The 24932-nt window shown below is 27.5% G+C and carries 28 protein-coding genes and 1 tRNA gene; 15 read left to right on the top strand and 14 right to left on the bottom strand.

The features are described from left to right. Positions 1–30 precede the first annotated feature (30 nt). Genes def through ACXYRR_RS03290 form a run of 5 tightly spaced genes read left to right on the top strand, consistent with a single transcriptional unit; the run spans position 31 to position 4035 of the window. Positions 31–594 (top strand): peptide deformylase, encoded by a 564-nt coding sequence (def, locus tag ACXYRR_RS03310; RefSeq protein WP_458597911.1) that lies wholly within the window; start codon positions 31–33, stop codon positions 592–594. Between the two features lie 8 nt (positions 595–602). Beyond that, a complete protein-coding gene (locus ACXYRR_RS03305; protein WP_458597909.1) occupies positions 603–1802 on the top strand; it encodes a hypothetical protein in 1200 nt (399 codons plus the stop codon). Between the two features lie 2 nt (positions 1803–1804). Further along, a complete protein-coding gene (locus ACXYRR_RS03300; RefSeq protein ID WP_458597907.1) occupies positions 1805–2716 on the top strand; it encodes an MSC_0882 family membrane protein in 912 nt (303 codons plus the stop codon). Then, positions 2716–3303, top strand: coding sequence for a DJ-1/PfpI family protein (locus ACXYRR_RS03295; protein ID WP_458597905.1), 588 nt, complete (start codon positions 2716–2718; stop codon positions 3301–3303). The genes ACXYRR_RS03300 and ACXYRR_RS03295 overlap by 1 nt, the downstream gene beginning before the upstream one ends. Positions 3304–3327: 24 nt before the next feature. Further along, positions 3328–4035, top strand: coding sequence for a PQ-loop domain-containing transporter (locus ACXYRR_RS03290; RefSeq protein WP_458597903.1), 708 nt, complete (start codon positions 3328–3330; stop codon positions 4033–4035). A 21-nt stretch (positions 4036–4056) separates the two neighbouring features. Here ACXYRR_RS03290 and ACXYRR_RS03285 read toward each other — a convergent pair whose 3' ends face one another. Together ACXYRR_RS03285 and serS are read right to left on the bottom strand one after the other, a co-directional pair. Then, positions 4057–4905 (bottom strand): HAD-IIB family hydrolase, encoded by an 849-nt coding sequence (locus ACXYRR_RS03285; RefSeq protein WP_458597901.1) that lies wholly within the window; start codon positions 4903–4905, stop codon positions 4057–4059. Beyond that, entirely contained in the window at positions 4889–6166 is a 1278-nt protein-coding gene (serS, locus tag ACXYRR_RS03280; RefSeq protein WP_435129198.1) for a serine--tRNA ligase, read from the bottom strand. The genes ACXYRR_RS03285 and serS overlap by 17 nt, the downstream gene beginning before the upstream one ends. A 174-nt stretch (positions 6167–6340) precedes the next feature. Between serS and rpmH the strand changes: the two genes are divergently transcribed. From rpmH to yidC, 3 genes are read left to right on the top strand one after another with little or no spacing between them, the layout of a single operon-like run. Continuing rightward, positions 6341–6487 carry a 50S ribosomal protein L34 gene (gene rpmH / locus ACXYRR_RS03275; protein ID WP_004794083.1) on the top strand — a complete coding sequence of 49 codons (147 nt, stop codon included), beginning with the start codon at positions 6341–6343 and terminating at the stop codon, positions 6485–6487. Between the two features lie 8 nt (positions 6488–6495). Next, the gene (rnpA, locus tag ACXYRR_RS03270) at positions 6496–6837 is read left to right on the top strand and encodes a ribonuclease P protein component (RefSeq protein ID WP_435129202.1); all 342 of its coding nucleotides are present in this window, start codon (positions 6496–6498) and stop codon (positions 6835–6837) included. Beyond that, positions 6815–8992, top strand: a complete 2178-nt coding sequence (gene yidC, locus ACXYRR_RS03265; RefSeq protein WP_458597898.1) for a membrane protein insertase YidC — start codon at positions 6815–6817, stop codon at positions 8990–8992. Before rnpA ends, yidC begins: the two co-directional genes overlap by 23 nt. A 27-nt stretch (positions 8993–9019) precedes the next feature. Here yidC and ACXYRR_RS03260 read toward each other — a convergent pair whose 3' ends face one another. Next, positions 9020–10015, bottom strand: a complete 996-nt coding sequence (locus tag ACXYRR_RS03260; protein WP_458597896.1) for an NAD(P)H-dependent glycerol-3-phosphate dehydrogenase — start codon at positions 10013–10015, stop codon at positions 9020–9022. Between the two features lie 45 nt (positions 10016–10060). Further along, positions 10061–10135: transfer RNA gene (locus tag ACXYRR_RS03255), tRNA-Trp, on the bottom strand. 126 nt (positions 10136–10261) lie between these two features. Between ACXYRR_RS03255 and ACXYRR_RS03250 the strand changes: the two genes are divergently transcribed. Beyond that, positions 10262–11458 (top strand): MspI family type II restriction endonuclease, encoded by a 1197-nt coding sequence (locus tag ACXYRR_RS03250; protein ID WP_458597894.1) that lies wholly within the window; start codon positions 10262–10264, stop codon positions 11456–11458. A 1-nt stretch (position 11459) separates the two neighbouring features. Here ACXYRR_RS03250 and dcm read toward each other — a convergent pair whose 3' ends face one another. The 9 genes from dcm to gmk all read right to left on the bottom strand — a co-directional run bounded on the left by dcm (position 11460) and on the right by gmk (position 19040). Continuing rightward, positions 11460–12389 carry a DNA (cytosine-5-)-methyltransferase gene (gene dcm / locus ACXYRR_RS03245; protein WP_435129222.1) on the bottom strand — a complete coding sequence of 310 codons (930 nt, stop codon included), beginning with the start codon at positions 12387–12389 and terminating at the stop codon, positions 11460–11462. 86 nt (positions 12390–12475) lie between these two features. Beyond that, a complete protein-coding gene (locus ACXYRR_RS03240; protein WP_458597892.1) occupies positions 12476–14545 on the bottom strand; it encodes a heavy metal translocating P-type ATPase in 2070 nt (689 codons plus the stop codon). Next, positions 14529–14732 (bottom strand): cation transporter, encoded by a 204-nt coding sequence (locus ACXYRR_RS03235; protein ID WP_435129234.1) that lies wholly within the window; start codon positions 14730–14732, stop codon positions 14529–14531. The genes ACXYRR_RS03240 and ACXYRR_RS03235 overlap by 17 nt, the downstream gene beginning before the upstream one ends. 211 nt (positions 14733–14943) lie before the next feature. Continuing rightward, entirely contained in the window at positions 14944–15174 is a 231-nt protein-coding gene (locus ACXYRR_RS03230; RefSeq protein WP_458597890.1) for a phosphopantetheine-binding protein, read from the bottom strand. A 17-nt stretch (positions 15175–15191) separates the two neighbouring features. Beyond that, entirely contained in the window at positions 15192–15848 is a 657-nt protein-coding gene (locus ACXYRR_RS03225) for a ribulose-phosphate 3-epimerase (protein WP_458597888.1), read from the bottom strand. Beyond that, positions 15848–16696, bottom strand: a complete 849-nt coding sequence (rsgA, locus tag ACXYRR_RS03220; RefSeq protein WP_458597886.1) for a ribosome small subunit-dependent GTPase A — start codon at positions 16694–16696, stop codon at positions 15848–15850. The genes ACXYRR_RS03225 and rsgA overlap by 1 nt, the downstream gene beginning before the upstream one ends. Before the next feature lie 2 nt (positions 16697–16698). Continuing rightward, entirely contained in the window at positions 16699–17700 is a 1002-nt protein-coding gene (locus tag ACXYRR_RS03215) for a serine/threonine protein kinase (protein WP_458597884.1), read from the bottom strand. Next, on the bottom strand, positions 17690–18445 hold the full coding sequence (locus ACXYRR_RS03210) for a PP2C family protein-serine/threonine phosphatase (RefSeq protein WP_458597882.1): 756 nt from the start codon (positions 18443–18445) through the stop codon (positions 17690–17692). Before ACXYRR_RS03210 ends, ACXYRR_RS03215 begins: the two co-directional genes overlap by 11 nt. Further along, positions 18438–19040, bottom strand: coding sequence for a guanylate kinase (gmk, locus tag ACXYRR_RS03205; protein WP_458597881.1), 603 nt, complete (start codon positions 19038–19040; stop codon positions 18438–18440). The genes ACXYRR_RS03210 and gmk overlap by 8 nt, the downstream gene beginning before the upstream one ends. A gap of 138 nt (positions 19041–19178) precedes the next feature. Between gmk and truB the strand changes: the two genes are divergently transcribed. The 5 genes from truB to rpmB all read left to right on the top strand — a co-directional run bounded on the left by truB (position 19179) and on the right by rpmB (position 22245). Continuing rightward, positions 19179–20024 carry a tRNA pseudouridine(55) synthase TruB gene (gene truB / locus ACXYRR_RS03200; RefSeq protein ID WP_458597879.1) on the top strand — a complete coding sequence of 282 codons (846 nt, stop codon included), beginning with the start codon at positions 19179–19181 and terminating at the stop codon, positions 20022–20024. After that, positions 20012–20827, top strand: a complete 816-nt coding sequence (locus tag ACXYRR_RS03195; RefSeq protein ID WP_458597877.1) for a YcsE-related riboflavin metabolism phosphatase — start codon at positions 20012–20014, stop codon at positions 20825–20827. The genes truB and ACXYRR_RS03195 overlap by 13 nt, the downstream gene beginning before the upstream one ends. Next, complete coding sequence (locus ACXYRR_RS03190) at positions 20827–21666, top strand: FAD synthase (protein ID WP_458597875.1); 840 nt, start codon at positions 20827–20829, stop codon at positions 21664–21666. Before ACXYRR_RS03195 ends, ACXYRR_RS03190 begins: the two co-directional genes overlap by 1 nt. Positions 21667–21768: 102 nt before the next feature. Continuing rightward, complete coding sequence (rpsO, locus tag ACXYRR_RS03185; RefSeq protein ID WP_435129263.1) at positions 21769–22035, top strand: 30S ribosomal protein S15; 267 nt, start codon at positions 21769–21771, stop codon at positions 22033–22035. An 18-nt stretch (positions 22036–22053) separates the two neighbouring features. Then, positions 22054–22245, top strand: a complete 192-nt coding sequence (rpmB, locus tag ACXYRR_RS03180) for a 50S ribosomal protein L28 (protein WP_458597873.1) — start codon at positions 22054–22056, stop codon at positions 22243–22245. A 38-nt stretch (positions 22246–22283) separates the two neighbouring features. Here the strand turns inward: rpmB and ACXYRR_RS03175 are convergent, their stop codons facing one another. Further along, on the bottom strand, positions 22284–24029 hold the full coding sequence (locus ACXYRR_RS03175) for a hypothetical protein (RefSeq protein ID WP_458597871.1): 1746 nt from the start codon (positions 24027–24029) through the stop codon (positions 22284–22286). A 49-nt stretch (positions 24030–24078) separates the two neighbouring features. Here ACXYRR_RS03175 and ACXYRR_RS03170 point away from each other — a divergent pair, with 49 nt between their 5' ends. Then, positions 24079–24765, top strand: a complete 687-nt coding sequence (locus ACXYRR_RS03170) for a hypothetical protein (RefSeq protein WP_435129272.1) — start codon at positions 24079–24081, stop codon at positions 24763–24765. Positions 24766–24932: the final 167 nt, after the last annotated feature.

Genomic DNA, 24932 nt, shown 5'->3' with positions numbered 1-24932 from the left:
AATAATTATAAATAATTATATAATATAAAAATGAAAGAAAAAAAACAATTTGAGATAAATATAGTGCAACTTCCAGATCCTATTTTGCGTAAAAAATCACATAATGTTCCGATCCCATTAACAGATGAGGATATTAAACTTGCCGAATCAATGATTTATCATATTGATGATAGCCAAAGTCCGGATACTAAATTCCGTCCTGGAGTAGGTGTAGCAGCAGTACAATATGGGATATTAAAAAATGTTTTTTATGTACATGTAAAAGATGGTGAAGAAAAAACAGTATTTAAGGATGTGTTGTTTAATCCTAAGGTACTGGTAAAAAGTGATAAAAAAATTGCTATAGAATCAGGTGAAGGTTGCTTAAGTGTTGATGAAAGTATTCCAAATCAAGATGGATTAGTACATCGGAGCAACAAAGTTGTTGTAGAAGCATATAGTTATTTTGAGCGAAAGCAATTAAGATATGAAGTATCAGGTTATTTAGCAATTGTTTTTCAACACGAACTAGATCATCTTAATGGAATGCTATTTATTGATCGAATTGATAAGAAACAACCACACAAAAAGAAGAATAAAGCAATATATATTTAAAGGATAAGATGCTGCAAACAAATTTAATTTTACATTTTCAAGAACAAAATAATGCAAAAGAACAAATCCCTGATTTTTTAAGAAAAATATCAGATGCATTAAAATCAGTCGATGGTAGTGTATGAATCCCAGTTATGGTTGCTGCTCTAATTATTATTTCATTTGGTTTTGGTTTTTTATATAACTGAAAATATATTCCTGTTAAAATAACTGCGATTATTTTATCGATAATTGCTTCTATAGTTAGTGTAACGGTTGCTACAAAAAAAATAGATGATTCAGATATTCGTAGATTTATTCCTTTACTTGCTACTCTTGTTGCATTGATAACATATTGAGTTGTAAGGTTCTTAGGAGTTGTTATTATCTTCTTTATTCATATTTTTTATTCACGTAAAAAATATAAAGTAATTAAACAAGAAAAACCAAAAAAACATTTTTTAATTCGTTTTTTAGCAGGTGGATTAGGAAATATGATAGTCGGGTTACCAGGAACCCTATTATTTGCTAATGTGCTTTCTTCATCTACTCCTGAAAATTCATCAGTATCTAAAGCATCCAAGTTTTCAGTTTATTTGATGACCGGTGGAAAAGGTGAAAGTTACGGTGGCTTAGTTCCAAAAATTATTAATATCTTAGACCTTGCATCAGAATTTAGCAGCCAAGGAGATATTCAAAAAATCTTAGAAAAAGCACCTGATCAAATTACATCAAAAGATCAAGAGAAAATTAAAGAAGTTGCAAATAAATTAGTTCCAATTATAAATGATGAAAGACTTAGAAAAACATTTTTGAATAAGGCTAGAGAAAATAATTCACTTGATTTTCTAACCAAAAATTTTGATAAAAAGTTAACTGATGATATCATAAAAGCAGTTAAGACTAAACAGGTTGAATATAATATAGCAAATGATCAAAAGAAAAAAGAAATTGCTACAAACTATATAACAAACGAAGAGAATTTAAAAAATATTTATGAACAATATGTTTCACCTAATTTAGATAAAGCAGCCCAGACACAACTAGCATTTGCTCAAAAGATAATTGATAAAATAAATTCGGATGCCAAAAAAGATTTAAATGCATTTATCTCAAGTGCATATGAAAAAGTTGATCCAAATAGTAGCAATAAATTTGATGTTAGAAAAACAGTAGATGCACTAACTAACTTTATCGCAACATATGATTTTTCTAAAAATAAAGGTTAATTATGTTTAAACCTAAAAATAATTCCGATGAATTAGTTGCTAAAACTGTACAACTTCAAATGGATTCGAAAAGTGAAATTAAAGAAGAAGTTAAATATCGTGATCCAAAAGGTTTGCTAAATCCAGCAACTCAGAAAATCATAAAAAAAGAAATTTTTATTCGTAGAATTAGTGCAATTTTTTGAGGTGTTATTTGGGGTTTATCTGTCTTGGCAATTATTTTGGTTGTTGTTTTGAAATCTTTAGATGATCCTTATTCCGGGATTGCTTTATATGTAGTATTTTCATTTTTATTTTTATTATCAGCTTTTTTAACTATAAAAGGATTGATAAGGATTTCAGGTTGAAAAAAGACTGAAAATAGTTTTCGACAATCATATGCAAATGGTGATGCAGCTTCAAGCAGCATGTTTGTTGAAACATTTAAAAATTTATCCTTAAAAGCCTTACGCATAAAGTGAATTTATTTCTTTTTTACAACTTATTTTGTCTTATTTAATTTAATTATCTTTGGTTTATGGTCAGCAAAAACATTAGAAATAGGCACACCACCTTCACAAGCATCAGGAATTCATACTAATTTTTATCTTGCTATAAACTTCCAAGAAGCTTTGGATAAAGCTTTTGGAAGTGTAAAAACTATGTTAATTATTGACTTGGTTGTGCAACTAGGATTAACAGGTTTATTAATAGCAGTACTTTTATATGATAAAAAACGCATTCAAGATATTGATTTGCAACTTGGAAGCGATGATGCAACAGCGAAATTAAAAGAATTAATTCAAAATCGCAAGAAATCTGAAAATAAAGCATGATTAATTTTGTATATTATCATTTTTATCTTAGTTGTTTTAATTCCGCTTGCTTGAATGTTATACTTAGTATATCGCAAGATGATTAGGAGAAAAAAATAATGAATTTATTAGTTTTTATTGAAGATAATTTTAATGATATTGAACTTGTGACTCCGTTATCAATTTGAAAAAAGTCCAATATGTTTGATAAAATAACTTTTTATCACAAGTTTTTAACTCAGGCAAGCGGACAATTTGGTTTTACTAAAATTGAAAATATAGACAAAACCATAGATTTAGATGAATATGATTTTGTTTTTATTCCAGGTGGACGTGGAGCACAAGCTCTTAGAGAAAACAAGGATGCATTAGATAAAATACAAGAATGAATTAATAAAGATAAAAATATGGCGGCTATTTGTGATGCACCTAATGTTTTAGCAGAACATCAAATAATTAAAAAGAAAGATTTCACTGGATACCCATCGCAATGAAGTCAGAAATTTCGAAAAGGTATTAATTATCATGATGAAAGTATCGTAATTGATAAGAATATTATTTCAGGTAAATCTGCATTTGCTGCTGAAAAACTTGCATATAAAGTGTTGCAGGTGCTGTTTGGAGACGATGTAGCAATTAATACATACCAACAAATTTCAGGTAACAGTGATACAGAAAAAATATTAGAAATTTTAAACACACATTAGTGTGTTTTATTATATAATAGCACTATGAATCCATTAGAAATATCAATTCATACATTTAGTTGAATTGCAGCCATAGTGGTTGCATCGCTAGGTGTCCCGCAACTAATTAACCAAATCAAAACCCGTAAAACCGGAAATGTAAACTTCTTTTCATTTTGAGTCTTTCAGATTGGAATTTTACTTTGATTGATATGATCATCGCTTGGAAATAAAAAATTATTAAGCACTTTTGTAGCCAATACAGTCGGGGTATTTTTATACGGAACTATGATTATCTTACTTTATAAATATAAAGATGAGTTTGATAGTCGTATAAAATATTTTGGAATGGGTGCAATAGTAATTACTTGAATTATTGCTCTTATCTTTATTGCCCTAAAAATAACAAATTCATTTAAAACTCCTGTTTATTTATGAGATCCAAAAACCGAATCAGTTATGGGATTTATTTTCCCTGCTTTTACAACCTTAGCATTTATCCCACAGATGATTTTCTCAATTAAAACAAATTCATGAGAAGGAGTTTCACCGTATATGTTTTTAGTTTATGAATTAAATAATACTGTATGAATTATTTTCTGAGCTTTAAACATCTCTAATCCAGCAACTGCTATGCATAAATATGCATTTGTTGGGGGTATTGTGTGACAAATTATTTCATTTATTTTATTTGGTATTCAATTTATCTTTAGTTTTATGGATTATCAAAGAAGAAAAAAGCTAGCAGAATAAAAACAAGGAAGTACCTTGTTTTTATTCTGCTAAAAATGAAGTAATAAATTCACCAATTGTTGCACTGTTATGGTCATTAATGATGTGTGTTGCAACATCTTTCAAATCTGCTGTAGCATTACCCATAGCTATTCCTAAAGAAGCATGTTTCGTCATATCAATATCATTTCCACTATCACCAAAGGTGACAAGGTTTTTAGTTGTAAGATTTAGTAAATTAAGCAAATATTCTAATCCGATTAACTTGGAGGTGTTAATCGGATTTACATCTGTATATATTGAGTTGGTAAGATATATATTGCATTCAAAATCTTTAAGCAATTTCTTAGTCAAATCCGTAATCTCCTTAGCGCTTTTAAGTGGATTACGCAGTGCTATTTGTACAATTTGGACATCTTTATTTTCAATAACTTCTTGCATTTTTTCGATGCTGATTTGATTTATGATGTTCATATCCATTATATTTGCATCTGTAATTCAGTGAGGTTTTTGATTATTAGGTAATGCGGTAGCATTGTAATTATGTGTATCAACAGTTATGATAAGTTGATGCTTGCTAGCAATATCTCTCATTATATAAAAGATATCTTTATCTAAACTATTTAAAATATAGGCTTTTTGATTTTTTATATCATATACAGCAGTTCCGTTAGAACAAACTAAATAATCAATATGATCAACTGCTTTTGAATCTAAAAGAGGTAATGTCTTAGTGATTCCGCGCCCTGTAGCAATTACATTTATGTGACCGTGTTCTTTTGATTTTTTAAGTGCCTTGATTGTATCAATGTGTGCTTTATTATTGCTTTGTAGTAAGGTTCCATCTAAATCAAAAGCAAATACATAAGGTTTTTTAACTCTGTTTTTCAATCTTTTCTACTCCACTCATATAAGGGATTAAAACTTTTGGAACCGAAACACTCCCATCAGGATTTTGGTATTGTTCTAAAATAGCAGCAATAAGACGGTCTACAGCGACACCAGAACCATTGATTGTATGAGCATAATTTGTTTTACCATCATTATCTTTATAACGAATCATCGCACGTCGAGCTTGAAAATCACCAAAATAACTTATGCTAGATACTTCTCTAAATCTTTGTTCTGATGGCAGTCAAAGTTCTAAATCAATTGTGGTTTTTGCTGAAAAACCTAAATCACCAGTGCATAAGCGAACTTTTTGATAAGGAATTTCGAGTTTTTCTAGTACATCTGCTGCATCTAAAACGGTTTGATTATATTCATTTCAAGCAGATTCAGCATTAACGACTTTAACTAATTCAATTTTCTTAAATTGATGTTGTCTTATGATTCCTTTGGTGTCCTTTCCAGAACTACCTGCTTCAGATCGAAAACATTCAGTATATGCTGTCGCCTTAAAAGGTTTGTCAAGATTAATTATTTCATTATTATAAATATTAGTTAATGTAACTTCAGCAGTAGGGATTAGATATTCGTTAACACCCTCAATTTTGTATAAATCTTCTTGGAATTTTGGTAACTGTCCTGTTCCATATAACGCAGTTTCTTTAACAATCACTGGTGTGTTAAACTCTGTATATCCTTTGGATAAGTGTAAGTCAAGCATAAAATTAATTAATGCACGAACTAACTTTGCTCCTTGATTTTTATAAATAACATATCTTGAACCAGATAACTTAACTGCTCTTTCAATATCGATGATATCTAAATTTTTCGCAATTTCATAGTGTGGCAACACATCTGAAACAAGTCCTCTACCAAGGTTTTCAAATTTCTCAATAACTACATTATCATTTTCATCTCTACCTATAGGGACATCATTCGTAGGTAAATTAGGGATTTGTAGCAGCATATTTGTAATTTTTGCGATAAGTTCATTACTTTGTTCGTCTAATAAACTTTGGTGTTGTTTAATTTTTTGAATCTCTTTTTTAATTTGAGCAAGTTTCTCGGGGTTGTTTTTATATAAACCAAATTCCTTAGAAATTGCTGCTAATTTACTTTTAGCACTTTGTGCTTCATACATAATATGCCCGCGTTTTTTTGCTAAAGTTAAAAAAGCATCTAAAAAATGCATATCAAATCTACGATTTTTTAGGTGTTTTTTAACTTCATTTTCATTACTAATTATATATTTTATATCTAACATAAAACCTCATACATTCATGTAAATTATACACTGTTAATTGATTTTAATAATATGATAAATACCATTTTTACTGCTATATTATAGTTGTTTTTGTTATTTAATAAGCTACTTTGATAAAAAAAAATTTGTTATATAATTTATTCACGCTTATTATATATTTATAAAGGAGGACGAATGAGCAAACGTACATATCAACCAAATAAACGTAAACATGCCAAAGTTCATGGTTTTAGAGCTAGAATGAAAACAGCAAATGGAAGAAAAGTTTTAGCAGCAAGAAGAGCTAAAGGTAGAAAAAGATTAACAGTTTCAGATAAATAATAATTTGTATGAAAAAACAATATCGACTAAGAAAAAACTGAGATTTTCAAAGAATAATTGACAATAATAAATATGTCTCTAATAAATATTTAGTTATCTATTATGCAGAAAGTTCTTCATTTCATGCAGGTATTACAGTACCAAAGAAATTTGAAAATGCAGTCGGTCGTAATTATAATAAAAGACAACTTAAAGCAATTATTCATGAAATTAAGATTTATGATTTAAATTATGATTTTGTGTTAATTGTTCGCAAAGATTTTATTGCAAATGATTATGCAACTAAAAAGCAGTCAATTGCTAAACTCTTTGAGAAATTTAGGAAAAATGAAAAAAATAAATCATTTTAATTATTTCAACCAAGAAGGTAAGGAACAACAAAAAAAACAAGATACACTAAAGAAAGTTTGAAAATGAATTAAGATTGTTTTATATACTTTGTTATTTGGTTTAACAGTAACAGGTTGCGTGCAATCATTCGTTCTTAAAAATTCATCGAGTGTAGGAAATAGTATTGAATTTTACTCAAGCAAGGATGAAGTTTCCCCACGTGTAAATACTTTTGTTGTAAAAGACACAAAAGAACAAAAGATAAACATCAAAGATAATGACAACAAAGATGTTACAAAAGATGGAAAAATACAAACCGTTCCTTATGAACTTGCAACTCTTTCTATAAATCCTGATATAAACACTCTAGTAAACAATCCAGATATTCTTGAAAAACTAAAAAAACAAACATCTGATTCTTGATCAAAAGATGATACATACACTGTTAAAGAACCGCAAAAGGATGGAAGTATTAAAGAAGCACATAAAGAATATCCTAAACCTGAATATGGAGAAATAAAAAAATATTATACAACTTTTGCTATCGATGATCCGAAAGTGATAAAAAACTTAGGATATGATTATGATGATAAAAATAAAAACGTTGTTGCAAATCCTGATAAAAATAATATTAGTTTAATAGCAAAAAACAGAAGATTCTTATTTCAAGCAAGTAACTCAACTAGATATAAATATACTAATGATATTACTAATATATACCTATTGACTTTTGCATCAAAAAAAGATGAGCAACTTGTTCAGGTAATTACACATCCAGAAACAAAGGATTCTAAAAAACAAATACCTACTGTTGAAAATGGAAATTATATTTTAGTAGGGTTATCAGGTTTACAATCCGTTCCAAAATATACAGGTTTACTAACAGAAAATACTATTAATTTAGCATTTGCTCGTGATGTTCTCCAAACCTTATACAATTTTTCATTTGGTCCAAACAGTACATTTATCGCAAATTTTAATAAATATGCTGTTTTACCAGAAAACAAACAAAAAGACAAGGATGTTTTGAAAGATTACCAGTCATTTAGTGATTATTTAGAATTCTTAGCAAAAAAATTACAAGGACAAAGTAATCCAAGAATACCAATTTCACAAGCAGAAAAATTCTATATTGATGTTTATCAAGCAACAATGACTCAATATCTTACACAATTAGGTTTTTTACATGCTGATGATTTTAAAAGTTTTAATAAAGATACAGGGAAAAGTACTGTTTTTACAGAACCTACTGCAGCTACTAAGTATAACCCTGAGCAAAATATTTTATATGATTTAGGACAACGTCAGAATAAAGATAATAAATCAGAAAAAAGAAGAGATATTGATATACCTTTTAAAGGTGATTATCCAAGTCAAGCAATAACTAATTGAGGTGAAGCTTGAGCATATGGTCCATTTTACGGATTTATAGTATATCCACTTTCTGCAATTACACAAGGAATAAGCAAAGGTATTCCTGATTTAAAAGGTTGAGGATCTATCATTGTTATCATTTTAGCTTTAATTATTACTCGTTTAACTATGTTTGGTATCACCTTTAGATCTAAAATGATGCAAAGTGTTCAAGATAGTCTTCGTCCTAAAAAAGCAGCAATTGAAGCAAAATATGTTGGTTTTGAAAAAAACAAAGCAATGAAAATGAAGAAAAACCAAGAAATTCAAGCATTATATTCTAAATATAATATAAGTCCACTTGACCAATTTGGTAGCATCTTATTAACTATACCGGTTTTCCTTGCGATGTGGCGTGTAATTCAGGCAATTCCACAAATAAAACAAACTACTTGATTAGGATTAAATTTTGCTTCTGTTTCATGAACTAAGATTTTAAGTGGAGAATTCATATATTCTTGAATTCTGATTCTAACAATTGCTATTCAAGTGTTATCACAGTTGCTTCCAAAACTATTGAATCGCAAGGGTGTTAAGCAAAGAAATACCATAGCAGAAGCACAAGCATTAAAGAAATCAGAACGTACCCAAAAGATTATGGTGATTGTATTTGCTGTAATTACAGTCCTATTTTCGGTAGGTGTGCAAGTCTACTGATTATTTGGTGGATTATGACAAATTGGAGAAGTTCTTCTTCTCCATCGTTTAAAAAAGACAACTTGATATAAACAAAAATATGAAAGTCGTCTTAAAAAATCATAAATTAAACACCAGAAATATCTGGTGTTTTTAATTAACAAGAAAATCAGTTAATAATATAGGTTCTTTTTTGTTAAAGAGAATATCAATAATACTTTGAAATAATTTGGTTTCAATTTGCTTTTCTTTAAGCATTTTAGCAAGTATTTTAGCAGTTTGATATCCTTCGATAGTTTTTGAATTATTTTCAAGTGCTTTGCTGATACCAAATTCGGAAATTTGATTACCGAACATATAATTACGGCTCTTAGAAGAATTACAGGTTAAGAAAACATCACCAATACCAGCAAAATCAAATCCCATTTTAACATCATCATTTCCTGAGATAACCTTATATATATCTAATATTTCATTCACCCCGATTGTTATAATCGCAGCAACAGTATTGTTGCTATTAGTGTGGTTTGATAAAATTCCCAAACCGATAGCTAAAACATTTTTCAAAGCACTGAATAACTCGCTTCCAAGGACATTTTTTTGATGACGAAGTTGAAAATACCGATTATTAAAATAACTCATAATTTCTTGACAATAATCACTGTTAGTTCCTAAGATGTTAATAATAGTTACTTCCTTTTGAAATACTTCAATAGCAAACGAAGGCCCTACTAAAGAAACTAAGTTCTTAAGATTTCTCTTAAAACGATGTTGGATAAAGTCACTAAAAAACATTTCTGAAACACTTTCAATTCCTTTTGACAGATTAATGATATTTACTTTACGGTTTTTTAAACTATGATGCATTTGTTTTAAAATCCCTTTTAAAGTGTTAGCCGGAACTGCTAAAACAATATTTTCACTATTTAATACTACTTCATCAAAATCAAGTGTTGCCCTTACCTTATCTGGTGCATAAAAAGGTAAAGATCAAAAATATTTTTGATTATACCCGTTATTAATATCATCCACTTCGACTTTATCAATACCATACATAATAACATTATGTCCATTTTCTGAAAGCACATTTGCTAAAGCACTACCCCAAGCACCAGTCCCGATAAAACCAAATTTGTATAATTTCTTCATATGCTTATTATACAAGTTTTGCAATAATTTCAAGATATAAAAAAATGGCAGGAGTAGCAGGATTCGAACCCACAACACACGGGGTTGAAGCCCGTTGTTCTACCGTTGAACTATACTCCTAATATTTTTTATTATACCATAAATAAGCAAAATATAAATTAGTTATTTTGGATTTTTCTATCTATATTTATTCTAATTGATATAATAAAACAAAGAAATTTGAATCTTTATAAAAGAGGTTGTTATATGTCGTTTTCAAATAAAGATAAGAGTAAACATGGTTATAATGCTCAGAAGAGCATAATTGATTTGTTAAATTTTTGTAAAAATAATAATTATATAAAGAGTTTTCGTGTAAATTATAGAATCGGTAAAGAAGGCTATATTAATAACGAACAGTTTTATGCACCGTTTATTATAAAATTTCTTGATGACAAAGAATGGATAATATTTTCTACAACATCAATGAGAAGTGATAGAATAAAGGGTCAACAATGAGATGCATTTAATATAAAAGAAATAAATAAACAAGTTGAAAAAGCATTTTTAATATATTCAGACGATGTAGATGAGAAAGAAAGTTTTCTCTTTGCTCGACAAAACAACAAATATATTCTCAAAGAAGAAGTGACAGCTATTAACGAAATATTGAATCAAAGCAATCTTTATAAACAGATAGAACAAAAAACATTATTTGATTATAATGATGGTTTTAAAAAGAATATGCAAGGATTAACATTTGAAAAAATTATTTCATTAATATTAAGTAATTCAGATAATTTAAAGAAATATAAAGAAAAAGATAAAACAATTACAGGACTAAATTATCCATATTTTTATAAGATTATTAGCAAGATAGATATCAAACCAGAAGAAATCAAATTTATAGATGCAACATCTAACGAATCTGAAATAGGTAAATTACCATCTGGTGGAAAACCTAAAACTGACATTATTCTGAAGATAAACAAATTAAATAATGAGTCTATAATTTTAACTATAAACTGCAAAAGAACTAGTGCAAAAAATGTTACTGTACATGAATATAAAGCAGAATCGTTCGTGAGTGTGCTAAGTCCACAAAATAAAGAGTTAAAGAATCTATTACAGATATTTCAAGAAAATCCAACATTGTCTAGCTTTGGCGAAGATAATAAAAGAAGATTAACATCAATATTAAAACCATTGAAAGAAAAATTAGCAAAATGAGTAATAGGTGGGGTTTGTGGTAATGGGTTTCTAAATAAACAATGATCAAGTCATATTTTAACTTTTGATAATAATACATCTATGATTTATTTTTATACAATCGATGAATATATAGATTTACTAGATAAACACAATATTTGTGGACATTTTGGCACACATTTTTTATGAACATATCCATCTAAGAAGAAAGGTAAAGCAATACAATTAAAATGTAAAATTATTTCAGAAATATAAATTACCTTTTTATAACTTTCTTCATTGCATCAGCAACTGCTTTAATCATTGGAATTGCTACAGAATTACCAAATTGTCTATACATTTGTGTCCTTGATACAGGGACAATAAAATTATCAGGAAACCCCATTAATCTCTTTAATTCTAATTCGCTATACATTCTAAGACCAGTTTTTCCATCTTTTATAAATGTATTTGTAAGCCTTTGGATTTTATGATAACTTGCACATAATGTATTAACTTGGATATTGCTATCAAAGTCCACTATCTGCGGTTTTCCATCATCTACTTTAAATAAATAATTTTTCTGTAGGTGTTCTGTGACTGAATAACCATTCGGGCTTCTCTCAAGAATATCACTAATCGGTATTCTAACTTCTTTGTCTCCTTCTGGAATCTCAAAATTATTAACATTTAAATCTTTTCTAAAACCTACAATAATTATTCTCTCACGTCTTTGTGGTAAACCAAAATTTTGTGCATCAAGTATCTTATAAAAAGTCTTGTATTCAAGATCGTTTAAACTTTGCAAAATTATCTTAAAGGTTCTACCTTTATCATTTGTTAATAATCCTTTGACATTTTCAAGTAAAAACATCTTAGGTTTTGAGTGTTTTAAAATTCTAAGAATATCAAAAAATAATGTTCCTTGACTTTGATGTGTAAAACCTTGTCTTTTTCCGATGTGACTAAAAGGTTGACAAGGAAAACCTGCTAAAAGAATATCGTGATTTGGAATATTTTTTTCGTTTATTTTTCTAATATCACCAAATGGAATTTCATTATAGTTAGCAAAATATGTCTTAGCAGCAAATTTATCTCACTCGCAACTAAATACGCATTTGGTATCATCATCTTCAAATGCTTTTCTGATGCCACCTATTCCAGCAAACAAATCGATAAATGTAAGTGTTTTATCTATAGATTTCATATCTTCCTTTGATATTTGGAATATTATTATAACTTAATTTTTAAACAAACTAATGAAATGAATCGAATCAAAAAAACTAACAAATGTTAGTCTTTTGATTCGATAGATAAATTATTAGCAGACATTTCTTTTAATTTCTTTGCAGTCCTATTTTTAAAATACAAGGTATTTGAAAGCAATAAAATGTTTGATATAATCATAATTATAGCAGCTAATCAAGGGAATAAAATTCCACTAATAGCAACTGGTATAGCCAATAAATTAAAGAAGAAAGCTCATAAGAAGTTAAATTTAATAACTTTTAAAGTTTTCTTCGCTAAATAGATTGCTTGATAAACAGCTTGCAGTTCATTAGTCATTAAAGATATATCAGCAGCAGAGTTCACTAGATCAGAACCAGATGCAAAAGCAATTCCTAATGACGCTGTTTTTATCGCAAGAATATCATTTAAACCATCACCTACGAAGATTGTTTCACCTTTTTTCTTAAATTCTTCAATTAATTCTAATTTTTGTTCTGGTTGTAATTGTCCATAAAAAGTATGAATTCCTAAATCAGATGCAAATTTTTTAACAACTTCTTGGTTATCACCAGAAGCTATAACAACATGTAAACCTAATTCGTGGAATTTAGCAATCATATCTTTTGCATCAGCTTTTAAAGTATCACCAAGAGCAAAAATCATAACAATTTTAGAATCTTCTGCTAATGCAACATATGAAAAAGGTTCAAAATTTTCGATGTTTACTAAATCGTTAAAGTTCTTTTCTAACATCTTTTTGTATGAACCAAGTTCATATTGTTTTCCATTGCTATTTGCTACGATACCATAACCTGGAATTTCTTGTTCATTGGTTATTTCAACTGCATTAAAACTTTGATAGTTAGCAATAACTTGCGAAAGTGGGTGATGTGATTTAGAAGCTAATGATTGAGCAATGTTTTGATAACTTTGATCACCTAAAACTTTTTGGATAGTTGGTTTTCCTTGTGTCAAGGTTCCAGTTTTATCAAAAATAATATATTTTGCATTCTTGAGTTTTTCATAAACATCTGCCGAAGCAAAAAGGATTTTATTCTTGCTTGACAAACCACTTGCTGCATAGATAGCTGCTGGAGCGGCAATCCCAAATGCACACGGACAAGCAATAACTACAACTGTAACACCAATTTTGATTCCGTAATATATACCCGAATTATTTGCTCCATCAACTTTTGCTAAATAACTAGGGAAATTATTAATAGAGTAAATTGTTGCTGTTCAAATAATAAAACTAATTAGCGCAATTGATAAAATAGCAGGGATAAAATATCTAACAATCCGATCCGCAAGACGCTGAATCTTTGAAGATGAATCTACAATGTTTTCAAGTTTATCAATAATCTTTGTTAAGGTTGATTCACCCATAGTTTTTTGAACTTGTAATTTTAATGATGTAGTAATATTATTAGCACCTGAAATAACATAATCACCAGGTTGAACCGTTTTCGGAAGTGGTTCTCCGTTGATAAATGCCATATCTAATTCAGATGTATTTTCTAAAACAACTGCATCAACTGGAATATTTTGTCCTTTAGGAACAATAATTTGATCACCAATTTTTAAAGAACGAGTGCTTACTTTTTTAGTGCTTCCATCGGGTTGTACAAGTAAAGCAAAACGATTTTGTAGTTGTAATAATTCTTTAATCCCAATACTAGACTTGCGTTTTAATTTATCTTCTAAATAATGACCAATTCCTATAAAGGTCAATAATGCACTCGGTACATCTCAAAAGTACATTTCTAAGACATTATAACCTTTTCTTGGTGTAGCAAGTGTAATAATGGTTAAAATAAGTGAATAAAAGTATGATAAATGAACCCCGATGGCTATTAGCAAGTCCATTCCAACATCACCTTTAAACAAACGGTAATAGTTTGTAAAATACTTTATAGATACTACAAAAACTAAAAATGTTGCTAAAATACCTAAAACTAAATAAACTCAAGTTTGTTTAGCCTGCACAATTAAATCATGTCCTACACCTTGGGAGATACCAATAATATGTAAAATAATTATTATTAAGAAAGGAATGAATATAACTGCTTGGACTCATAGATTTGTTTTAGGCAACCATAATCAATTTAAAAATTTTTTAATTTGGTTCAGCATCGTATCCTGCTTGTTTTGCTAATTTAACAATTAACTCATCTGGATATTTTTCTTCATCAGCATCGATTTTAATCATTTTTTCCATAATATTAACAGAATATTTAATTTCTGGGTATTCTTTGAATACTTTATCAATATGTGACTTACATGACGCACATGAAACATTAATTGTAAAATAACGTGTCATAAAAACTCCTTAATATAATATTGAAGTAGTTAGATTTAATAACTAACTACGATAAGAATTATAATATTAAAAATAAGTTTTCAAGCAAAAAATTAATTTTTCGTAATTTTTTTAAGGAAATATATTCTTTTTGCTTTTTCGAAAGTGATAAAAATATTTTCTATGTCTTAAAATTCATATATAAAAATACAAAATAAGCAATTTTAAACCTTTACTTATTTTGTATTTTGGATGTTATTAAATTTGTGATATCGCTAACAAATTTAATATTCAATATCTCCTCATCTGAAATAGAAATACCAAATTCATCTTCTGCATCTATGATAAGTTCAGCTAAATCTAACGAATCAATTTCTAATGATTTGACTTCATCGTTTTCATTTACCTTCTTTTTGGATAATCGTTTTAAATTTTCTAATATTTTTGTTTTAATTTCATTCATATTCATATTATATTACATTATCCTTTGATGATACTGTGTATTTTTTCTTTTGTAGGTTCATTTACTAAATATGTTCCGGCAACACAAGCATTTGCACCAGATTTAAATGATTTAGGTCCAGTTATGTTATTTATTCCACCATCAACTTGGATAAGAAAATCTAAACAGTCTTTCTGGCGATATAGTTTTAATTTTTTAATTTTATCCAAAGAAGTTTCAATGAACTTTTGTCCGCCTTTTCCTGGCTCAACTGACATAATTAAAACAAGTGCTAAACGATCTATATATGGAAGCAAAACATCCACAGGTGTGCTCGGTTTTATAGCCAAACCAATTTTTATTTCATGAAAATTTCTTTCTAAAAAATCATCAAATTTATCTAAATCATCTATTATACTTTCATAATGAAAAGTAATGATATCAACGAAGTTTTTTACTTTTTCAACATAATCATAGGGATTTTCAACCATTAAATGAACATCCTTAAGATGTTTTTTACCATTCTTAGCAATATTTTCAATTTCAGTAATTTCTATAGCAGTATTTTCAACAAATTTTCCATCCATTACATCGTAATGGATTCATTTAATTCCTGCATCTACAAGTTTATTAGCTAATTCAAGTCTGTTTTTAGCATCAACATTTAATAAACTTGGTGTAACATATTTATTCATTATTTCCCCTCATTTAATTGTGATAACAATTTTATGTAATTTTCATATCTAAATTCTGGTAGTACCCCATCCCGAAGTTTTTGTTTTATTGCACAATCATTTATTGCTTCATTTTGATGTAAACAACTGCGGAATTTACATAATTTTGATCAGTTATAAAAACATTTATAACTGTGAGCAAGTTGAATTTGTGTTAGATTTAAATCCAATGAAGAAAAACCTGGAGTATCAATCAATCAGCCTTTTTTTATTTTGATTATGCTTACAGTTCTAGTTGTGTGTTTACCTCTACCTAATGCCTTGGAAATTTCCTGGGTTTGATAATTAAAATTTCCGATATTATTTAATGTAGTAGTTTTACCAACTCCACTTTGACCCATAAATAAATTATACTTATTTGCTGTAATTTCTTCGATTTTGCTTAAATAATTTGGATTATTATTGTTTATTAAGATAACTTGATAACCTAGGTTTTGATATTTATTTGCTCATTTTCTTGCATTTTCTTCATCTAAATCAATTTTACTAATACATAAAACTGGTTCAATTTGTTTTTCTTCAATAATTGCCATATATTTATCAACCAAAAAACTTGAAAATTTAGGTTGTTTTATCGACATAAAAATAAAAATTTGATCAACATTAGCAACCTTAGGACGAATAAAAAAGTTTTGACGGTCTAAAATTTCAACAATCTGATTATTTTCCATTATTACATTATCACCGACAACAGGAGTTTTTTGTAAAAACCGCAACTTACCTGCAGCAGGAACTTTTATAATTTGTTGCTTGTTTACAAGTTTATAAATACCTGAAACTGCTTCAAAAATTTTATAGATTTGTTTCATAATTAAATAAAGTTATTTACCTTAAAAACAACAGCAAAAATAACTATCACAACTATTAAAAATAATATACTAGTACCTAAAAAAAGCGGAGATCTAACAACTTCTGCAACTGTTTTTCTGGGTTTCATTGTTTTTGGTGAAATAAGTTGTTCGATTTTATTTTCATTCCTTGTAGACTTAATTATCGCCTTTTTAAACTCATTCATTGTCTTGTATCTGCCTTTTGGATCTTTTGCTGTTGATTTAGTGATAATATTTACAATTGAATTTGGGACATCATGCTTAAAGCGACGTATATCAGGGAAAGCATCTTTTTGATGCATCATTATTGTATTTACAGCATTATCGCCACGAAATGGTAGTTGTCCAGTAAGCATTTGAAAGTATAAAACACCAAGAGCATATATGTCAACAGCAGGAGTAATGTTTTTACTACCATTTGATAACTCAGGTGCTGCATAATAAGGTGAACAAATTAACGAATGCGCTTTTGTCAAATTTTGTGTTTCGTTGGTAACTGATATACCAAAATCCAATATTTTTAGATGGTGTGAAGAAGAAATGATGATATTTTCTGGTTTGATATCGCGATGGATAATATTATGTGCATGTAATTCTTCGATTGTTTCAGCAAGTTGTTTCATATAATTATTAGCTCTCTTGATAACAAAAACATGTGAATCTTTAAGAAGTTTTGCTAATGTTTCACCTTCCATATATTCCATTACATAATATTGCTCGGTATCATTATATTCATAATCATAAATTTTTGGAATATTTTTATGCTTTATCTTTTGAAGTAAGTTAATTTCGTTTCAAAAGCGTTTTTTATTAGTATCATTATCGTCAACTTTACGGTATTTGAGTGCATATTTATTAATATCGGAAGTTTTTTTAGAATGAACTAAAAAAACCGTACCCATACCACCTTCACCGATAATTTTATCTATTATATAACTGCGATGTACTTTAGAATTTTGTGGAATTTCGAATTTATTTTTCATTATCTAACTCCAATAAAGCAATAGTCATATTATCATTTGATGAATTTAAAATTGCCTGATCTAATATAGCATTTGCTATATTAGATATACTATCATCCTTTGATAAACAAGCTTCCAAATCAATATGTTCAACAAACTCATGGATCCCATCAGATGTGAGCATTATTTTATTGATTAAATCATATTCATTATCTTTAATTTCTGTTATATCAATTGTAGTAGGAATATTAGGCCCTATTGCACTTGTTAAATAACGAGCATATTTCTCGTTCTTATTATTATGGTAGTCATATCCATTTTTTTTTCATTGTGATGCAAGGTTTTGATCTATTGTTACTTTTATAAGTTTTTTGGTATTCAAATAAAAATAGCATCGAGAATCACCTACATTAAAAATAAAAATTTTTCTATGTTCAGGAATTCCGATGCAGCCTACTAATGTGGTACCCATATTTTCCATTTCTTTGTTTTTTGCAGCAATCTTTTTCATTTCTTTTTTAGCAGTTGCAATAGAATCTTCAATAAATTTTTTAGTTTGAATCGATGATGTATAAACAAAGTTTCTACCAAAATTAGAACTTAAATAGTTAATAACTATATTAGATGCTACATCACCATACTTATGACCACCCATACCATCAGAAAGTAATGCGAAAAAATAGTTATCTTTTGCAAATATTTTTGCACAATCTTCATTATTTTCTCTAACCGTACCCTTATCACTTATATATATAAATTTAATCAAGCATAAGCTCCCTATGTAAAATTGATCGAATTTCTTCTGCTGCCCTTTCAGGAATGTCGTTTATTACTTTGTATCTAAAGATGTGTGATTCTGCAAGTTCGAGTTCGGATTTTGCAAGGCGTTCCTTTAAAGTCTGTGAATTTTCAGTTCCACGACCTAAAATTCTTTTTCTTAAATCACTAATAGATGGTGGGGATACAAAGATGGTAATTAAGTTATATTTTTTTGCTAATTCACCTGAAGAAAATTTAGATATTATTTGCTTTGCACCCGTAGTTTCTATCTCTAGGAAAGGAACTTTATTTTTTTTGTGTATTTTATCAAGTTCAGAATATAAAGTTCCATAATAGTTGTTTAAATGATATGAAAATTCAACAAATTTACGACTTCGTATGTGATTACGAAATGTTTCAACATCCAAAAAATAATAGTGTATTCCATTTAGTTCACCATTACGTGGTTTCCGTGTAGTAGCCGAACAAGAAAGTGAAAGATTAAGTTCATCAAAATCAAATAACAATCGCTCAATTGTTCCTTTTCCTACTCCGCTTGGCCCTGAAAAAATAATAATTGGTTGTTTTTGTTGCTGCTTCATATCCATATTGTGTTATATTATAGCACTTTTGAGCAATTTTTGCTGTAAATAAGATTATAAAGACCAAATTTTAAAAAAATCGAAAATGTAAATATATGAGTTTAAATATAGTAAAATATCCAAATATAAAAGGGGAAAATGTTTTATAAATTTTTTAAAGAATCAGGTGTTTATTCAAATCGTGAAATTAGAGCTTTAGGGAAGAAATTAGGTGTCAAGAAAATAGGACATAGTGGAATTTTAGATCAATTAGCAAGTGGCTTAATGATTGTTGCTACTGATTCAGATACTAAACTTTTAGATTATATTTCTAACAAAAATAAAGCATATATTGCTAAAGCAAAATTTGGTTATAGTTCTGATACATTAGATTCAAATGGTGATATCCAAAAAGAGAATGTAAAACAAGTTAATTTAGATAACTTACAGCAAGCAGTTTATATAATATGTACACAAGAATTTCAAATTCCACCTAAATATAGTGCAAAAAGAATCAAAGGACGCAGAGCATACGACTTAGCAAGACAAGGTATAGATATTGAATTGAAATCTCATAAAATTAAAGTAATTGATTATAAAATACTTGACTTTGATTATGAAAATCAAGAATACACAATTTATTTTTTGGTTTCAAATGGTACATATATTCGGGTTTTATTAGAAGATATAGCAAAACAACTTAATAATAGCAGCATAATGACAGAGTTAAAACGAATTAAAGTAGGTAATATAGATATTGATGATTTGAAGCCAACAGAGCATCAGAAAATATCCATATTTAATTTATTTGATTATAATATACTTAAATATACAGAAAATGAGTATAAATATTTAATTAATGGTAGAGAGTTTGAATGTGATTATGATGATGGGATTTTAATGTGATCTGATGCACAAAACCAAATTGTATCAGTAGGACTAGTAAGAAATAAAATATTTTTTCCTAAAAAAGTATTTTTAGAAAGGCTGAAATGAAAAATTTAAAGGATATAATAAAAATAGCAGTTTTCGATGTAGATGGAACAATTTTACCTAATGGAAATACAAAATTTTCAAAAAACATCAAAACAATGTTTAAAAAACTTAAAGAAAATAATATTATAAGTGTTTTAGCAACTGCTCGTGAGTTTGCTACAATTGGAGATTTTTTTGAACAACTAAAATATGTTGATTATTTTATTGGTGCAAATGGTGCATTTATTTGAGATGTAAAAAAACAAGAATTTTTATACAAAAGTACCCTTAAAAAAGTAGATGTAGTTAAGTTATACGATGCATTCGGAACACAAATAAAAGGATTTTTAATTACTGATTTTGATAAAGTTTATAAGTCTCCACAAACTCCAATTGATTCATGATTTATTCGTCCTTTTCAAGTAAATTATTTAAACTATGAAGAAGCTTTATTAAGTAATAGTGATTTATATGTTATAACTATCAACACAGATAAACCATATGAATTATCGCAGAAAATGGAACAATTTATTAAAGATGCAAAAATGGAAGTTGAAATTTCATCAAGGTGATCAAGAGGTTTTTTTATCAATCCAATTGATATAACCAAAAGCACAACATTAAAAAAATTAACTAAGCATTTAGGTTATTCAATGGATAATGTTATTGCTTTTGGTGATAGTGCAAATGATTTTGAGATGCTTCGGGATGTGTATTATGGTGTAGCAATGGAACGAGCAAGTGATAAAATTAAAACTGTAGCTTCAGATATAGCAGCAGACTGTGAGTTTGATGGTACTTATTTAAAACTTAAAGAATTACATTTAATCTAATGGACAAACTTATTATTTATACACTAGATGATTTTAAAGCTGAAGATGGTGATAGTTTTATTATCGGTTCCTTTCAAAGTTTTCACCTAGGACACTATCAGTTATATAAGCAAATAGCAAATAATCCAGGTAGAAAAATTATTGTGACTTTTAGTTGTAACGATATTTATAAATATCGCAACGAAAAACTTTATCAAAATGATAACGATCGATATTTAATGATGTCAAAAATGAATGTTGATGCGATTATTGAGCTTCATTTTAATGATGTAAGACACTTAAGTGGACCAGAATTCCTACATAAATTAGCATCTGATAAAAAAGTTAATATTGCAGTTGGTCAAGACTTTAAATTTGGTTATCAAGCACAGTGAAAAGCAGACGATATAGCAAATATTTTACCTAATGCAAATGTTTGTGTTGTTGAAATATATAAAATTAAAAATGTAAAAATAAGCACAAAACTTTTAAGAGAAGGTTTAGCATACGGTAAGTTTCGTTTTCTTAATATGGTTTCTCCGTTTGGTTATCTTGTTTCAGGTGAATTAAATAACAAAGGTTTTCATTATCCGGAAAATGTTATTGTGATTCCAGCAGGTTTGTATATTGCGATTTTATATGCAAATGATTTTGGTTTTCATATTATTATGCACAAAACAAAAGATAATTGAATATTTTTAAAATTAGTTGAAAAACAAAGTATGTATTCAATTGAAAGAATAGTTGGTAATGTTGTCCTAGAAATAATTTCAGAACTAAGATTTATAGTTTCAAACGATGAAGACCAGATTACCGAAGAAGACTATGTTAATGCGAAAAACATTTTTTTAAAATCATAGGATATGTTATAATAAATAAGCAATTTTATTGCGAACATAAATTTTACTCTGGGTTATAAAGAAGTTTTAGCTCGGATAAAACATAATATAAAGGAGTTTATTATGGTTTCTAAAGCAAGAAAAGCTGAATTAATCAAAAAATTTGGTAAGAATGCTAAAGACACAGGAAATGCATCTGTGCAAATAGCAATTTTAACCGAGGATATTGAATCACTTAAACCACACTTTTTAAAAAACCCTAAAGACAACCATTCAAGAAGAGGATTCTTAGCAAAAATTTCACAACGTAAAGTATTATTAAAACACCTAAAAGAAAATGATTTTAATGAATACAAAAAAATAACTGAAGCATTAAAAATACGTAAATAATTTGATTGAAAGGTTATTATGTCAAGAAGATGTCAAATTTCTGGTGTAGGTCCAATGGTAGGAAATACACGTTCACATGCTATGAATGCTTCAAAAAGAAAATTCAATGTTAACTTACAAAAAGTAAGAGTAACAATTGGTGGTCAAAAAATGCAACTACGGGTAAGTGCAAAAACCTTAAAAACCTTGAAGAACAAAGGTTTAGTATAACAAAAATCATTTAAGTCTGTTTTATGGACTTAAATGATTTATTTTAACTGATTAAAAACACGAGTATCCTTGAAATTTTCATATATTTTCGAAATACTGCTGTTAGTTCAAACAAAAATTCTTACTGTTACTGGATATTTAAATGTAATTGATTTTTTTGAGCGATCAAAATTTATGATTTTAATATCTTTTAATGCAGGAACTACAAATAAAGAGTTATCATTGCTTGAAAAGATAAAGTCACTGGGTTTTAGTTGGTCAATTGGGGTATTTATTGCTTCTGTTTTGATGTCGATTTTGTAGTTTTCTGTTGCAATAGAAGAAATCAATTTATCTAATTGCGATTGAAACATATTTCTGATTTTACTGTTATTAGAATCTGATGAAATATAAACATTATCAACATTAAAATAACCGATAAAATCACTAAATTCATTACGTTTGTTGTTAATTAGTTTTAAATTATCATCATCTTCTTTAAAACTTATATATTTATTAAATCAAAAACCATCTGGTTGGTTTGCATGATATTTAATTAAGTCTTCATAACTTAAAAAGTTATCAATTGTTCTTATGATAGTGTTTTGTGAAATTGTATATTCTTGTTTTTGTGTTGTTACAACATTATTTATATAAGTATTTTGTGTATATGAAATTTTATTACCTGGATGAAGCAATAAATCGATATCTTTATAAACTGCATCAGCACCCGGATCTGATTTATAATATATATTATAATCGTTTGCATATTTTGCTACAACAGTTATTAAATCATTAAAATCGCTTTTGCTTCCACGACCTAAAACTAATAAGGGTTTCTTTTTATTTTTATAAATATCACTTTCAATTATATCTCTAGTTTTTTGTCAATTATTTCCAATAATATTAGTAAAATAAGTTATTAAGTATTTATTATCAGAACTTTTTGTTTTAGTAAGCAAATTATTCAAAGTTTCATTATCATCATTAAAATAAGCAAAATTATTTTTTAGATAATTTTCATTAAATCTGCTGGCTATTTCAGATGTGCTTCAATAATAATTAATATGATTAAAGTTTATTGATAAAAGATACTGATTATATGAATTTAAGAATTTTCCTTTATACAAATTTCAAACCTTGTTTGTTGAATCAAAATATTCACTGCGAAATTTTGGATCAAAACCTTTATATAAAATACTAAAACCAATTGATGTATCTTGATTTAATCCGTTAATTTGCACATTTTTGTAAGTCGATAAATTAGCATAATCAACAGAACGTTCAAAATTATTAGAATTAGTTCAAATGTTGATTCTTTTGTATGGATTTGAATTAATTATATGTTCAACTTGTGATAAAACTGCTTCATCTTCACCTTTTTTAATCTTAATTACTTTAGAATTTTTATTTTTTACATCAACTCTTTGGCTGTTATAAAAATCCTCTAATAATTTAGCGTCCGTTCTACTTTGAACAAGCGAATTATTAGGTAAAACAAAAAAATAATTTTCACTCTTAGATAGCATTGATAGTCGAATTAAATCATAATACACATCTGTTCCACGGGTTGTGAAATAAATATTAATATCTGCTCGATTCTGCTTATTAAGCAAATCAAGTTTTGAATTTGTGTCGATATCAAAATTAACAAAATTTTGCTTTTGATTTTTTGAATCATTTAATTTGTCGGTGCTTTTGTTTGCAAAAATACCTATATCACTAAATAAAACTACCCCAATCACAGTTGCAGAAGCAGCAATAAGCGATGAATGAATCAACATATATTTTTTTAATTTTTTCATAATTTACCTAAATAGTTTTATTTTGTTATTAATATTTTATAATTTTTAAATGAAAAAGAAAACTAAAAAGTGAATCGAATTAATGGTACCGATTACAAGTTGGATATTAATTATAATGATGACTATTTTAATTTTAGGATTATTACTATCAATTTTTATTCTTAGTAAACTATCACATGAACTAACTAATGAATTGAATATTAATTTTTACATCTTTCAAACAAACATTATTGAATATTTGATAATTATTTTAATTTTGATTATATCTTATGTAATGAGAGCGATACTTCTAACAAAGTTAATGTATAAGGTAAAATTCAATAACAAGGTAAAAAGAGCAATATTCATCTTTGTTCCATTAATTTATGATGACATCTTATTAGATTCATATCGATTAAGCTGTAATCTCAATGATTATAATAAATACATAAATTGCAAATATTCGTTAAGATTAATGCGATTGACATTTTCGATGATTACTTTTTATATAATTTATCTTATTGTTTTTATCTCTTTGATGTTTTTATTAAAATATTTACAAAATGAATTTTATGAAAAATTCATAGATATTCTCCTTTATTGTTTCTTTGTAATCTTCTTTTTTATTTCTTTTTCGTTTAATGTTTGATACTTTAAAAGTTTTATAAAACTAAAAGATATGAATATTGATTATAAAGGATTTGAATTAATAAAGTTAAAAAATTTAGAGTTAATATATTCAGAAAATATAAAATAAAATTTTTATTTTTTATTTTTTATCATATAATAGTTAAGCATTCAAAAAATAAAATAATTTTGTTTATTTTTGTTTGCAATATAATAATTATTGCTTATATTTTACTATAAGTAAAAGTTCTTTGAAAACTAGATATAAAACATGACAGTCAATTTTTTCGAGAGTTT

The sequence above is a fragment of the Mycoplasma sp. 246B genome (assembly GCF_054353935.1).
This window is presented reverse-complemented; position numbering and strand designations above follow the sequence as displayed.